This is a genomic window from Paenibacillus sp. EKM301P, from assembly GCF_011800295.1.
Taxonomy (GTDB): Bacteria; Bacillota; Bacilli; order Paenibacillales; family Paenibacillaceae; genus Paenibacillus; species Paenibacillus polymyxa.
In genome coordinates, this window is sequence record NZ_JAALFM010000001.1 from 597886 (window position 1) to 613013 (window position 15128).

At 47.6% G+C, this 15128-nt stretch carries 11 protein-coding genes and 1 other annotated feature; of the genes, 1 reads left to right on the plus strand and 10 read right to left on the minus strand.

Annotated elements, in window-relative coordinates:
- Window positions 1–63: 63 nt before the first annotated feature.
- The 7 genes from carB to lspA form a co-directional block, all read right to left on the minus strand.
- Complete coding sequence (carB, locus tag HFD99_RS02735) at window positions 64–3279, minus strand: carbamoyl-phosphate synthase large subunit (RefSeq protein WP_016821525.1); 3216 nt, start codon at window positions 3277–3279, stop codon at window positions 64–66.
- A 1-nt stretch (window position 3280) separates the two neighbouring features.
- A complete protein-coding gene (carA, locus tag HFD99_RS02740) occupies window positions 3281–4417 on the minus strand; it encodes a glutamine-hydrolyzing carbamoyl-phosphate synthase small subunit (RefSeq protein WP_016821526.1) in 1137 nt (378 codons plus the stop codon).
- Window positions 4418–4478: 61 nt separating this feature from the next.
- A complete protein-coding gene (locus HFD99_RS02745) occupies window positions 4479–5801 on the minus strand; it encodes a dihydroorotase (RefSeq protein ID WP_123797389.1) in 1323 nt (440 codons plus the stop codon).
- 60 nt (window positions 5802–5861) lie between these two features.
- Complete coding sequence (locus tag HFD99_RS02750; RefSeq protein WP_123797390.1) at window positions 5862–6776, minus strand: aspartate carbamoyltransferase catalytic subunit; 915 nt, start codon at window positions 6774–6776, stop codon at window positions 5862–5864.
- 2 nt (window positions 6777–6778) lie between these two features.
- The gene (pyrR, locus tag HFD99_RS02755) at window positions 6779–7339 is read right to left on the minus strand and encodes a bifunctional pyr operon transcriptional regulator/uracil phosphoribosyltransferase PyrR (protein ID WP_016821529.1); all 561 of its coding nucleotides are present in this window, start codon (window positions 7337–7339) and stop codon (window positions 6779–6781) included.
- Window positions 7340–7849: 510 nt separating this feature from the next.
- The gene (locus HFD99_RS02760) at window positions 7850–8821 is read right to left on the minus strand and encodes an RluA family pseudouridine synthase (protein WP_123797391.1); all 972 of its coding nucleotides are present in this window, start codon (window positions 8819–8821) and stop codon (window positions 7850–7852) included.
- Between the two features lies 1 nt (window position 8822).
- Window positions 8823–9314: a signal peptidase II gene (gene lspA, locus HFD99_RS02765; protein ID WP_123797392.1), complete on the minus strand. Its 492-nt coding sequence runs from the start codon at window positions 9312–9314 to the stop codon at window positions 8823–8825.
- Window positions 9315–9548: 234 nt separating this feature from the next.
- On the opposite strand from lspA, the gene HFD99_RS02770 reads away from it, so the two are divergent.
- The gene (locus HFD99_RS02770; RefSeq protein WP_016821531.1) at window positions 9549–10289 is read left to right on the plus strand and encodes a TraR/DksA C4-type zinc finger protein; all 741 of its coding nucleotides are present in this window, start codon (window positions 9549–9551) and stop codon (window positions 10287–10289) included.
- A 12-nt stretch (window positions 10290–10301) separates the two neighbouring features.
- Here HFD99_RS02770 and HFD99_RS02775 read toward each other — a convergent pair whose 3' ends face one another.
- The 3 genes from HFD99_RS02775 to HFD99_RS02785 all read right to left on the minus strand — a co-directional run bounded on the left by HFD99_RS02775 (window position 10302) and on the right by HFD99_RS02785 (window position 14961).
- Window positions 10302–10694: a DUF5665 domain-containing protein gene (locus tag HFD99_RS02775; protein WP_026065489.1), complete on the minus strand. Its 393-nt coding sequence runs from the start codon at window positions 10692–10694 to the stop codon at window positions 10302–10304.
- Window positions 10695–10834: 140 nt separating this feature from the next.
- Window positions 10835–13924 (minus strand): isoleucine--tRNA ligase, encoded by a 3090-nt coding sequence (gene ileS, locus HFD99_RS02780; RefSeq protein WP_016821534.1) that lies wholly within the window; start codon window positions 13922–13924, stop codon window positions 10835–10837.
- Window positions 13925–14002: 78 nt separating this feature from the next.
- Window positions 14003–14281, minus strand: a binding site (T-box leader).
- Between the two features lie 170 nt (window positions 14282–14451).
- Window positions 14452–14961 carry a DivIVA domain-containing protein gene (locus HFD99_RS02785; RefSeq protein WP_013311075.1) on the minus strand — a complete coding sequence of 170 codons (510 nt, stop codon included), beginning with the start codon at window positions 14959–14961 and terminating at the stop codon, window positions 14452–14454.
- Window positions 14962–15128: the final 167 nt, after the last annotated feature.

Sequence of the window (15128 nt, forward strand, 5' to 3'; positions counted from 1 at the left end):
TCAGCAAATGCTGATGAATGTCCTTCCCATTACCACTTATTTTGCTTATCTATTCATAACGCGTTAGTTGCTTAGAACTGGCATCGATTCGGATGTGAAGTTAATCGTCTCCAGCATTTTTAACAGAGCGCGCACTGTATCCAGCGAGGTCATGCAGACAATGCCGTTTTCAACTGCTTCGCGGCGGATGCGGAATCCGTCACGCTCTGGCGTTTTGCCTTTGGTGAGCGTGTTGAAGACAAAGTTGGCTTCACCTGTACGGATCATATCCAGAATATTCGGATTGCCCTCACTTAGCTTGTTAACAGTGTTCACTGGAATGTGGGCCTGTTCCAAGGCTGCTGCCGTTCCACCTGTAGCAATAATTTTGTAGCCCAGTCTATAAAAGCCCTGCATCAGCTCGACCGCTTCTTCCTTATCCTTATCCGCTACTGTGATGATGATCGCCCCAGTAGATGGAATTTTCATACCTGCGCCTACGAGTCCTTTGTACAATGCTTTCGCATACTGGATATCGCGTCCCATAACTTCACCTGTAGATTTCATTTCAGGCCCCAGTGTTGGCTCTACACGACGCAGCTTGGCAAAGGAGAATACAGGAACCTTAACCGAGACATAATTACTTTCAGGCCATAGCCCTTCTGTGTAGCCTGCATCTTTGAGCTTACCGCCCAAAATGGCCTGTGTCGCCAGGTTAGCCATCGGAATATTCGTTACTTTGCTTAGGAAAGGAACCGTCCGTGAGGAACGAGGGTTAACCTCGATGACATACACCTCATCCTGATGAATGACGAACTGAATGTTTACCAGACCAATCGTTTTCAATTCCTTGGCGATGCTGATCGTAATGTCCACGACTTTTTGCTTCAGCTCGTCAGACAAGTGTTGTGGCGGATACACTGCGATCGAGTCACCCGAGTGAACCCCTGCCCGTTCCACATGTTCCATAATCCCAGGTACCAAGACCGTTTCACCGTCACAGATGGCGTCAACCTCAACTTCTTTTCCCAGCATATAACGGTCGATGAGCACAGGATGTTCCGGATTGATTTTAACCGCTTCTTCCATGTACCGCAGCAATTCCGTATCTGAGTACACAATTTCCATAGCGCGTCCGCCCAGGACGTAGGATGGACGTACCAGAACTGGGTACCCCAATGCTTGGGCAGTTCCTACCGCTTCATCTACCGACGTGACCGTATTGCCTTTAGGCTGGGCGATAGCAAGGCGAGACAGCAGCTGTTCGAACTTTTTCCGGTCTTCTGCTTCATCGATACTTTCCAGACTCGTACCCAAAATATTCACGCCTGCCGCACTAAGTGGTGCTGCGAGGTTAATCGCCGTTTGACCGCCGAACTGGACGATGACACCAATCGGTTTTTCCTGCTCGATGACATTCATTACATCCTCGAAGAAAAGTGGCTCAAAGTAGAGACGGTCAGATGTGTTGAAGTCTGTAGATACAGTCTCCGGATTGTTATTAATAATTACCGCTTCGTAACCCGCTTTTTGAATAGCCCACACCGCATGCACAGTGGAGTAGTCAAATTCAATCCCCTGCCCGATTCGGATGGGTCCTGAGCCGAGTACGATGACTTTCTCTTTGTTAGATGGAATCACTTCGTTTTCCACCTCATAAGAGGAGTAGTAGTACGGAGTTGTGGCTTCAAACTCGGCCGCACACGTATCTACCATTTTGTAGACAGGACGCAGGTTTTGATTTAGACGGAATTCACGAACCTCGGGTTCGGTTGTCATACTCTTGCGTTGACCCATACTGCGAATCTCAGCAATGGAGCGGTCAGTAAATCCTTTTCGTTTGGCCTGATAGAGTGTTTCATAAGTCAACTCAGACTCTTCTGCGATAGTGGATTCAAATTTGACAATTCCCTCTACCTTGTCGAGGAACCACCAATCAATTTTAGTTATATCCTGAATATCTTGTTGCTTCCAGCCACGACGGAATGCCTCGGCTACCAAGAACAAGCGTTCATCATCTGCTTTACTCAGACGATCCTTAAGCACCTCATCAGATAGTTGATCGGCACCCTTTAGATGCAGGCGATGTACACCAATTTCCAGAGAACGAACCGCTTTATGGATTGACTCTTCAAATGTACGTCCGATGGCCATGACTTCACCGGTTGCTTTCATTTGTGTGCCAAGTTTGCGGTTGGCAGAAATGAACTTGTCAAATGGCCAGCGTGGTATTTTACTCACGATGTAATCCAATGTCGGCTCAAAGCAAGCATACGTTTGTCCCGTTACCGGATTCACAATTTCATCCAGTGTGTAGCCTAGTGCAATTTTGGCCGCCATTTTGGCAATCGGATATCCGGTCGCCTTGGAAGCCAGTGCCGAGGAACGACTCACCCGTGGGTTGACCTCAATCACGTAGTATTGATAGCTGTGCGGATCCAGTGCAAACTGTACATTACAGCCGCCTTCGATATTGAGGGCGCGGATAATTTTGAGAGAAGCGGAGCGCAGCATCTGATACTCACGATCTGACAGCGTCTGGCTCGGCGCTACGACGATACTGTCACCAGTGTGCACGCCGACCGGATCGAAGTTTTCCATATTGCAGACCACGATACAGTTGTCATTGCCGTCACGCATGACTTCATATTCGACTTCCTTCATACCTGCGATACTTTTTTCCACTAAACATTGTCCGATTGGACTGTAACGCAAGCCAGAGCTTACGGTTTCACGCAATTCTTCTTCTGTGGCGCAGATCCCACCGCCTGTACCTCCCAGCGTATAAGCCGGTCGAACGATAATGGGATAACCGATTTCGTTAGCAAATTCCAGCGATTCTTCCAATGTCGTTACAATTACACTCTCCGGCACGGGCTGTTCCAACTCACGCATCAGGTCGCGGAACAAGTCCCGGTCTTCGGCTTTTTCAATTGAATTCAGTTGAGTTCCCAGCAGCTTAACGTTTTCGCGCTCCAACACCCCTGCGCGAGCCAGTTCCACTGCCATATTCAGACCTGTCTGTCCTCCCAGTGTAGGAAGTAGACCATCTGGACGCTCCTGACGGATAATCTGTGTTACAAAATCCAGTGTAATCGGCTCGATATATACTTTGTCTGCCATATTGGTGTCTGTCATGATGGTTGCCGGGTTACTGTTAATCAGTACTACCTCGACGCCTTCTTCTTTGAGCGCTTGACAAGCTTGTGTACCAGCGTAATCGAATTCTGCTGCCTGACCAATAACGATAGGACCGGAACCGATCACGAGTATTTTTTTAAGTTCTGTATTTTTCGGCATATTAGCGCTCTCCTCTCACTGCGGCGGCGATAGCAGCCTGACGCGGTTGCTTTGGTTGATTTCTTTTGTGTTCACGAATCATATCCAGAAAGCGGTCAAACAGGTAGCCATTGTCGTAAGGGCCAGGTGCAGCCTCTGGGTGATATTGCACCGAAAACGCAGGATATTTAGTATGTTTAAGACCCTCGATCGTTTTATCGTTGTTATTAATATGCGTCACTTCAAGCTCAGTTCCTTGGATCGAATCCTCATTCACTGTGTACCCGTGATTTTGTGATGTAATGAAGCAACGGCCGCTCTCCAGTTCTTTCACCGGATGGTTACCACCGCGATGTCCAAATTTCAGCTTTTCCGTATCTGCTCCCGAAGCTAAGGCAAACAACTGGTGTCCCAAGCAAATCCCGAAAATAGGGTATTCTCCTAGCAGTTCAGCCACCGTACGGACAGCATGTGGTACGTCTTTCGGATCTCCAGGACCGTTGGACAGCTGTATACCGTCTGGATCTAAGCGACGAATTTCTTCGGCCGTCGTATCATGCGGAACGACAACCACATCGCAGTCCCGTTTATTCAGTTCGCGCAGGATGCCGCTCTTGGCACCATAGTCAATCAATACGATCCGTTCTCCGTTGCCAGGGCTGCTGTACGGATGAGGTGTAGAAGTCAAAGGAACCTGATTGCGCAGTTCTTCTATGGTCATGTCGGACATCATTTCTTTTAGTTCTTCCACCGGCTGGGAACCAGTCGTCAAAATGCCCTTCATTGTGCCGTGATGGCGAATAATCCGGGTGAGCATGCGGGTGTCGATGTCGCTAATGCCAATGATGCCATATTCCTTCAGCAAATCGCCCACGCTGTATTGAGCACGCCAGTTACTTGGCGCCGGCTCGTAATGTCGAACAGCAAAGCCATGAACATAAGGCCGTACCGATTCAAAATCATCACGAGTAATTCCATAATTACCAATCAGCGGGTAAGTCATGGTTACGATTTGTCCGCAATAAGAGGGATCCGTCAGCACCTCTTGATAGCCTGTAATCCCTGTGTTGAAAACGACCTCGCCTGTTTTTTCACCTTCCGCACCAAATGATGTGCCTGTAAACAGCGTGCCGTCCTGAAGTAACAATCTTGCCTGCATCCCGTCTCACTCCTCTATTTTGTTTCCTGCTATAAGGTTCTATTTTTTAAGTAGTTGTGTATTATTTTGCTTCGTCAGCAGACCATACCAGTTTGCCGTCTACCCAAGTTTTTACCGGCCAGCCTTTGAGCTTCCAGCCTGTAAAAGGAGTGTTGCGTCCTTTGCTGGCAAACGTTTGTGGATCAACTGCCTGCTCCTGCTCCAGATCAATCATGGTCAGGTCAGCGGGTGCTCCCTCTTCCAGACGTCCTGTATCAAGGCGGAAGACACGCGCTGGGTCAGTCGTCATACGGCGCACCAGAAAGTCCAGCGTCCATTTCCCGGTAGCTACGAATTTGGTGTACAGCAGTGGAAAGGCCGTTTCAAATCCGACGATTCCAAATGGCGCCAGCTCCAACCCTTTTGCCTTCTCTTCCTCACTGTGTGCTGCATGGTCAGTTACGATGATATCAATCGTTCCGTCCTCCAGCCCCTCGATGCATGCCTGTACATCACGCGGGGAACGTAGTGGAGGATTCATTTTCCAGTTGGCATCCAGCCCAGGAATGTCCTCATCGGACAGTACCAAGTGATGCGGGCATACCTCAGCAGTGACTTTGATGCCAAAAGATTTTGCATGGCGAATCAACCGCACCGATTGCTCTGTGCTGACATGGCATACATGATAATGTGCCCCGGTTGCCTCGGATAGCAGGATGTCACGCCCAACATGGATCGCCTCGGATTCATTGGGGATACCTTTAAGTCCGTGACGCTTGGCAAATTCACCGTCCGTCACCGCTGCTCCTACAACAAGTGTGTTATCTTCACAATGTGCAATGACTGGCATATCCAGCGCTTTGGCTCGTGACATGGCATCTTTCATCATTTGCGCACTCTGCACTCCGACTCCGTCATCAGTAAAGCCGATTGCACCTGCTGCTTTGAGCGCTTCAAAATCCGTCAGTTCTCGTCCCAGTTCGTTTTTCGTGATGGCTGCGTAAGGAAGTACCTTGGCCAGCCCAGCCTCTTGCCCCTTTTTCAGCACCAGCTGAACCGTGTCTACATTGTCAGTAACCGGACGTGTGTTCGGCATGCAGGCAATCGTGGTAAATCCACCTTTCACCGCAGCGCGGCTACCTGTTTCAATGGTTTCTTTATATTCAAAGCCAGGTTCTCTCAGATGCACATGCATGTCGATTAGACCGGGGATGACCAGTTTTCCCTGGGCGTCGATTTTTTCGACTTCGAGCTCTTCCCCAGATGCCCCTTCTTCCACAAGTAGGCTAACTCCGGCATCCGCATTGGCGATAGCTAAAATTTTTCCGTCGGCAATTAGGATGGATTTCAATTCAGCCTCGCCCTGCTCGTTCAATACGCTTGCATTCATAATTAATTGTTTCATCTGAAATATTCCTCCGCTCAGGTTTTTTGCAACTTTTTCCTACGATCCTGCTGACAGCTTCTACAGCTTCATTGCCCGTTCCATAACCGCCATGCGGATCGGAACCCCGTTGGCCATTTGCGGAAAAATTCGCGATTGCTCGCTTTCCACAACTGCACTGTCGATCTCCACGTTTCGATTCACTGGAGCCGGGTGCATGATAATTGTTCCGGACTTAAGGCTTGCTGCTCTTTCTTCTGTCAAACCGTACTGCTCTCGGTACTCATCCGCTGAGCGCAACATTCCTTCGGCATGCCGTTCCAGCTGGACCCGCAGCATCATGACTACGTCTGCCTGCAATGCTACTTGCATCGGCACATAAGGCGCGTACGTTGCAAGATCAGATGCCTGCATATTGTCTGGTGCACAGAAGCTAACCTCGGCTCCGAATTTTTGCAAGGCCCACAGATTCGAGCGAGCTACACGGCTGTGCAAAATGTCTCCTATGATGGATACTCTCAAGCCTTTAAGCTCACCGAAAGTTTTGCGCATGGTGTAGAGGTCTAGCAAAGCCTGCGTTGGATGCTCATTGTTGCCGTCTCCCGCATTAACCAGCGGAACACTGACCTTCTCAGCAAGCTCTTGCAGCACTCCTGCTGGCTTTAAGCGAATGACTCCAGCATCAATGCCCATGGATTCAAGCGTACGCACAGTATCGTAAATGGACTCCCCTTTTTCCACACTGGAAGCCGCAGCGGAAAAGTTCAAAACCTGAGCGCCGAGCCGCTTCTCCGCCATTTCAAAAGAAAAGCGTGTGCGTGTACTATTTTCAAAAAACATGTTGGCCGCGAAGCGTGACTGTAGGACTGGAATCAGTTTTTGCGGCTGTGATTCCCAATACTGAGCACGATCCAGAATCGACTCAATTTCATTTCGGCTAAGTTCTTTTAATCCGAGCAGGCTACGTTCTCTAAGTTGACTGGCTGTTGTGATCATACCTATTCCCCCCGGTTCTGAATGATCGTCACTTCGTCCTTACCGTCCGTCTCCTGAAGTGCAACTACGATTTCCTCAGATTTGGAGGTCGGGATGTTCTTGCCGATGTAATCCGGACGAATCGGAAGCTCACGGTGTCCGCGATCTGCTAGCACAGCCAGCTGGATCATTTGCGGTCGTCCGCAGTCCATCAATGCATCCATCGCCGCGCGAATAGTACGGCCTGTGTACAGCACATCGTCAAAGAGAATGACTTTCTTATCATGAACCGATACGTCAGCGGGATTCATCAAAAGCTCTTTTCCATTTCCTTTAGCCTCGGCAACGCTGCTCCGGTCATCCCGGTAGGCTGTGACATCTAGCTCTCCCCATGGAATTGGTGCGCCTTCAATTTCAGCAATTTTTTCAGCCAAGCGCTGCGCCAGATGAACTCCGCGTGTTCGAATACCTACGAGTACGCAATCGTCAATACCCTTGTTTTTCTCCAAAATTTCATGTGCAATCCGCGTTAATGCCCGACGAATCGCAATTTCATCCATCAGTACATGTGTTTCAATACTCATGCTTCCAGCCTCCTCAGGTGATGTTCCCTTCAGACCTGGTCCCGTGTTCGGATACAAAAAAGACTCCTTGCCCAAGTTTGGCAAGGAGTCTCGTATGAACAGTCTTCCACTGTTCTCCGATCTGTCGGACACACTGAAGACATACCGCCGCAGCGGATGCACTGATCAGTGATCCATTCACGTTACCTTGCCAGCCTCACGGGACTGATTTAAAGGTGCTATTCAGGATTTCCTTTGTCCTGTTTCTCATAGTGTGAGATGGTTAACCATCTCTCGGACAAAGTCCATCGCAACTACAAGAAGTATGACAGATTGAAAATCTCGTGTCAACACCCGTTCAACCGGAACCACCGGAAGCACTTTAATAATTATACATCCTAACTGTATAATTATCCATAGTTGTTTTTACCCATTCCTATTCAAACAATAAAAAAAACCGCCATTTAGGCGGTTATACTTAATAATTTATTCAAGTTTTTGAATAGGAAAGCAGAGCAAATCATCATTATTTTAGCGACTACGCAAGGACGTTAATACGTCCTCCATATCAGGAGGGATCGGTCTGCTAAATTCTAAGTACTCTCCAGTAGTTGGATGCTTAAATCCCAGAACCGCTGCATGCAGCGCTTGGCCATCCATACGAACCCCTTTACTGCGTCCATACATAGGGTCGCCAACCAATGGATGTCCAATGAATTTCATGTGAACACGAATTTGGTGTGTCCGTCCTGTCTCCAATTGAAGTTCAAGCAGGGTATAATCACCTAACCGTTCAATGACGAGAAAATGGGTAACTGCATGCTTGCTGTTGCGTTCCGTAACCGTGAACAATTTACGGTCACCTGAATCACGACCAATCGGAGCATCTACGGTTCCCTGATCGTGACTCAAATGACCGTGGACCAATGCTATATATTTCCGAGTCACGCTATGATCCTTCAGCTGTGCTGCAAGTGATGCGTGGGCCTGATCATTTTTAGCTGCCATCAGCAGTCCTGATGTATCCTTATCAATACGGTGAACAATACCGGGACGTAATTCCCCGTTAATGCCGGAAAGGTCATGGCAGTGGTACATCAGTGCGTTGACCAGTGTTCCCGAGGAGTGTCCTGGTGCAGGATGCACAACTAGACCACGTTGCTTGTTAATGACAATAACGTCCGAATCCTCGTATACGACATCTAGCGGAATATTTTCCGGCAAAATATCTACACTTTCTGGTTCAGGTACTGATAGTACGATATGATCTTCTTCAGCCAGCTTGTAGTTCGCTTTGACCGCCGCACCGTTCACCAGTACGCGGCCATTCCCGATCCACAGCTGGATCTGGGAACGAGACACTTCCTTCATTTCTTCGGCGATGTATTTGTCTATACGTGTTTTGACATCCCCTGAATCCGCTGTCCATTCCAGAGATTCACCCTCCAGTTCGTCCTCATAAGACAGACCTATGGCTTCGCCGTTTTCATTCACTTCGTTCATGCTATGACTTCCCTTCAACGCTATCATTGCCATTCCCTTTTTCCCGACGCGATTCCAGCAATGTATCCAAAATAATCAGTGCAACACCGACGACAATTGCCGAGTCTGCCACATTAAAAATCGGGAATGTGTAGCTTCCAAAATTGAACTGTGCAAAATCAACTACTTCTCCAGAAATAGCTCGATCCAAAAAATTACCAACCGCTCCCCCAAGCACCAAACTTAGCGCAACAGGAAGTAGTTTTTGCCCAGCTCTGACCGTTTTTCTCAGGTACCATACGATACCGATCACAACTACAATTGTAATCACGATAAAAAGCCAGCGTTGCCCTTCCAAAATCCCAAAAGCGGCTCCGCGATTACGATGAGAGGTGATTAAAAAGAAATTGCCGATGACTGGTATTTGCTCGTACAATTCCATCCGCGTAGCCACCAAATATTTGACACCCTGATCAATCAAAAAAATAATTAGCGCAATACCAAAATAAATCACAGTCCTTCGTCACTCCGATCCGCTTATATCCGTTGTCGAACCCATTTATTGTAGCATAAGCCTTCTCAGATCGTCCACGAGTCCTGCAGGCTATCGAGCATAGTCCTTAAATGGAATGAACTCAATCACATTTGATTAGAATTTCCTATGTAAAAGAGGTCTTCCCGGTGCACACTACAAGGAGCATACCTGACACATTGCATGCATGTAAATCTAGAACAAGGAGAGGATTCCATGTCCCCATTGACGGAGCAACAATTGCAGGGCTTGCGTAACGAACTGCTGGAACGCAAAAAGGAAATTGAGCATCGTTTGCAAAACAACGACCATTATGGACTCGGCGATTCTCAACGCGACCAAACCGGTGAGCTTTCTCCCATCGATAACCATCCAGGCGATCTAGCTACCGAAACCTATGAGCGAGCCAAAGATATTTCCTTACTGGAGCATGACGAGTTTCAATTGGAACGTATCAAATCAGCCTTGATGGCTATGGATAAGGGAACCTATGGCATTTGCGCCGCCAGCGGCAAACCCATCCCCTATGAACGCCTGTTGGCTGTTCCCTATACCATTTATTGCAAAGAATACAGTCCTGAGACAGAAGTATCCAACAACCGTCCGGTGGAGGAAGAATTTCTCGCTCCCGCGTTCGGTAGAACAAGCCTGGATGAGCGTGAAGAACAAAACGGCTTTGACGGTGAAGATGCTTGGCAGATCGTTGAAAATTGGGGAACCTCTAACACCCCGGCCATGGCTGAAAGTGGTGAAATCCACCGCTATGATGATATGGAAATTGAAGCTGGCGATGATAATATGGGCTTCGTAGAGCCATATGAAAGCTTTGTCGCTACTGACATTTATGGCAGAAATGTATCCATTGTCCGCAGTTCTATTTATCAGCGTTATATAGAAGATGGCGAGGGTGAAGGTCTGCTGGAGCCAGATTTGCACGAGGACGAATCGGAAGCTTAAAAGTGAAACGCCCTAGTAGGTAGTAAGCTCTAATTGTCGCTGTACGATCCGTACAATATCAGCGATATAATCACCGATAATCGGCAAATTCAACGCTCCGAGCACTTGCAGCACATAAATTATGGTAGCGGCAAAAAAAGTAAACCCTAGCGCAATGCCGATTCCACGGGAAACACCTGATATTAGGTTTAGCCAAAGTAATCGCCAAGGCTTATTCAGCAGCAAAGCGTAATCTGCAATACGTGTTCGTTCCATCTGCTCTGATACAGCTTGCACCAGCTTTTCCACACGACTTAGTTTCTCTGCCTGGTCACCTGCTATTCCCTTATCTGAGGCTATGGCGGCCCCTTCTCCGTTCATCCCTCGGAGACTCCTTCCCAGTCTGCGCCTTGACCGTGCTGTCATATGCACAATCCCCCTTTTCCCATGGCTGCCCCGAAAGCAGCAAACGAGCCGAAGCACGTAACGGAGGAAACCCGTTTCCGATGCTTAGGCTCGTTTTTATATGCTGCCTGTTATTGTATTATGGGGCAGGGGGCTTGTAATTATTCCCCAATATGAACGCCGATCGTTTTGCCATTCACTTCTACATGTTCCGCTGGTTCGGCTTGACCAAATGTCACCGTGGTTACCAATACGTTCTCACGCAACACAGAGTCGAAGCTTTCGATCGCCTGACGCAAATCGTTGTCTACATCCAACGTCAATGCTACATACTTTTCAATCGGCAGATCCAGCTTTTTGCGGTAGTCTTGTACCGCACGAACCACTTCACGTACCCAGCCCTCTTGCTCAAGCTCCGGTGTAATGTCTGTGTTCAACGCTACCGTTAAGCCATAGCCAGAAGCAGAAGCGAAGCCTTCTTTCGCTTTTTTCTCCACCAGCAATTCCTCAGCTGTAACTTGCAACTCTTCTCCTTCTGGAGAAGCCACGTTCAGTACCCCTTTTTCTACAACAGAACGAGTTTCTTCAGCAGACATTCCCTTGAAAAGATTTTGTAGGAATCCGACATTTTTGCCGTATTTCTTGCCTGCCACTTTCAAATTCAGCTTCAATGTAAAATCTACAAATCCGCTATCGTCCGTCTCAACATGAATATGCTTCACATTGATCTCATCTTTGATGATTTCCTCATAGCCACCCAGGTCAAAATCCTGATCCATAGACAGAATCAACTCAGACAACGGTTGACGTGTTTTCAAACCCGTTTCGTTACGGACATTACGTGCTAATTCAACGACGCGACGTGCCGTTTCCATATCTCGCTCCAGTTCCAGATCAATTAAGGATTCATTGGCAGACGGATAGTCATCCAGATGAACACTTTCCCCATTGCTCAGGTTGAGGTAAATATCCTCAGCAAGCAGCGGTGTGAACGGTGCAAGCAGCTTCGCCGTCGTTAACAGCACCTCCGTCAGTGTGCGGTACGCATCCAGCTTATCTTCTGTAAGCCCGTTACCCCAGAATCGATCACGTGAACGACGGATATACCAGTTACTCAGTTCATCCACAAACGACTCAATCGCTTTGGCAGAGTTCAGGAAGTCATTGACAGACAATGCTTTGTCCACAACCAAAATTAAGCTGTTCAGACGGGACAAAATCCAGCGATCCAATTTGTGTGCCGATGGCTTGAACGGATGCTGTGCCGGATCAAATCCGTCAATATCTGCATACAAAGTCAGAAATGCGTGTGTATTGACAAGCGTATCTACCAGCTTCGATTTAGCTTCGCCTACGATGCCTTTGGAAAAACGTTTGCTATTCCATGGTGCGCTATCGGAGAGCAATGCCCAGCGGAAAGCGTCTGTACCGTACTCGTCAATTACTTCCCACGGATCGATAACATTGCCCTTCGATTTGGACATTTTCTGACCCTGCTCATCCAGTACATGGCCTGTTGCCATGACAGCTTTGTAAGGAGCTTTGCCAGTCAGCATAGTCGAAACCGCAAGCAAGCTATAGAACCAGCCACGAGTCTGGTCAATCCCTTCACAGATCATATCTGCTGGAAATTGCTGCTCGAACGTTTCATTATTCTCAAAAGGATAATGATGCTGTGCAAACGGCATAGAACCGCTATCGAACCATACGTCGATGACTTCCGGTGTGCGAGTCATTTCGTATTTACCGCATTGGCTACGAACCTTGATATCATCTACATATGGTTTATGTAGCTCGATATCCGCCGGCACGTCCCCAATCGCACGTTCTCTCAACTCAGCAATACTGTGGGGTGCGAACTGTTCTCCAGTTTCCTCACAAACCCAGATATTAAGCGGTGTACCCCAATAGCGATCACGACTGATGTTCCAGTCCACCAGTTCCTCCAAAAACTTGCCAAAGCGTCCTTCGCGTACATGACCTGGGTACCATTCAACTTCGCTGTTGTTGGCAATCAGTTGATCCTTGATCGCAGTTGTTTTGATAAACCAGCTGTCCATAGCATAGTACAGTAATGGAGTATCGCAGCGCCAGCAGAACGGATAGCTATGCTCGTATTTTTCCTTGCTGTACAGCAAACCTTTTTCGGATAGCATTTTCACAATATCTACATCGCAATCTTTCACAAAACGGCCTGCAAAATCAGTGATTTCAGCTACATAGTTACCTTGAAGATCCACTACGTTGATAAACCCAACGCCATTTTCACGACATACGCGATAGTCATCCTCACCATGTGCCGGAGCCATATGAACGATACCTGTACCGCTGGAGTCTGTTACGAACTTCGCACCCAGAATTTGGTTACCCTTTTCCACCTGAAAATAAGTAAATGGCGGGGTATAGGTTTGGCCTACCAGTTCAGAACCCGATAGCGTGCCAATCACTTCATGATCACCTTTAATTACGGTCTCAACCAGATTTTTAGCAACGATGTATACACCATCTTCTTGCTTCACACGTGCGTATTCCAGCTCAGGGTTGACAGCGAGCGCCACGTGGCTCGGCAAGGTCCAAGGTGTTGTCGTCCAGGCCAGTACATATTCACCACTGCTATGCAGCTTGAATTTGGCCGTGGCACTCAGATCCTTTACATCTTTGTAGCCCTGTGCTACTTCATGGGAACTTAGCGTCGTCTGACAATCCGGGCAATACGGACTCACACGATGACCACGATACAGCAGGTCTTTCTCATGAATCGTCGCCAAAATGTTCCATACGCTCTCGATATAGTTATTGTCCAAGGTAATGTACGGGTGATCAAGGTCTGTCCAGTATCCGATCGCTTCGGTTAAATCGCGCCATTGCTGCTCGTATTCAAACACGCTCGCTTTACATTTTTTAATAAATTTCTCAACACCATATTCTTCAATTTCAGGTTTGTGGGAGATCCCCAGTTGCTTTTGCACACCCAGTTCCACCGGCAGGCCATGCGTATCCCAACCCGCCTTCCGTACGACACGATATCCCTTCATAGTCTGATAGCGGCCGACGAAATCCTTAATTACGCGACCCAGCACATGACCGATGTGTGGTTTGCCGTTAGCTGTTGGTGGGCCCTCATAAAACACAAAATTGGGCTTTCCTTCACGATTGGTAATGGATTTACGGAATGTGTCCTCCTGTTTCCATTTGCTCAGGATGCGTAGGTCACGTGACCGTGCTTTTTCTTTAACATCCACTCTGTTCATAACGTTATACTTCCTCTCTGCTCATCATTAATTGTTCTAGCGCACTTAAAAAAGCAACAAAAAAAGCCCCATCCCTGTAAAAGGGACGAGACTGTGCTCGCGTTACCACCCTGATTCCGTAAATAGACCAATCTAAAAAGACGATCTTGTCACGACTCTCTGAGCCCTACTCTACTTCAGCAGGGCGCCATTATAACGCATGGCAAACGGTGATCGCTTACACACGCCCCAAGTTTAAGCGCTTCAGCTCACTTCTCCGGGAGGATCTTCAGTCATGTTCTGAACGTTGGCTTGCACCGGTAGGCCAACTCTCTGAGGGACAAATCATGACGTACTCGTTCCCATCAACGAATTAAACATGTTAAATTCATCGAAATCTTAAATCAGCAACATCGTTGCCTTGAATAACAACCATCAACCGATAGACGGATAATCGTTGAATTCAGTATAGTATTTACAGTTATAGCCTGTTTAAAGATAAAAGTCAACCCTAACAAGACCTAATAAAAGCTTGTCAGAAATCAAAATTAGTAAATTTCTTTCATTTCACGCTCGCGCTCCAGCACTTCGCGTTCCCGGTTTTCAAGTGCTTCCCAGCCATCTTGGCTTAACAAGTCGAGCTGCGCTTCCACCAATGTACGAAACCGTGCTCGGTAAATTGAAGCCTGTTTCTTCAGCTCTTCAACCTCCAACGCGATTTTACGGGATTTGGACAATGCTTCGTTCACAATACGATCCGCATTTTTTTCCGCTTCCTTCACGATCAGTTGAGATTCTTTCTTGGCGTTGTTGCGAACTTCATCAGCTGCTTCCTGCGCGACAATAATTGTCTTGCTCAGTGTATCCTCAATCGTCGCGAAATGATCGAGCTTCTCCTGTACGTTCAACAACTGGGTGCTCAATTCTTTATTTTCACGGATAACGCCCTCGTAGTCCTTGATCACCTGATCCAAAAATTCATTAACCTGATCCTCGTCATAACCGCGAAGCCGGCGGGCAAATTCCTTATTATGTATATCCAATGGCGTTAATGGCATGCCGTCCACCTCCTATAAGATTGACAAAAAAATTCATTTTCCGCGTCACGACGCTCAATATCATCTATCGGTCATCATACCCCGTTTTGTGAATACTGTACAGAGCAAAATCGTTCCAGTTCAACGCTATAAGTTAATTCTTTCGACAGAAATCTCATGAATCCTGC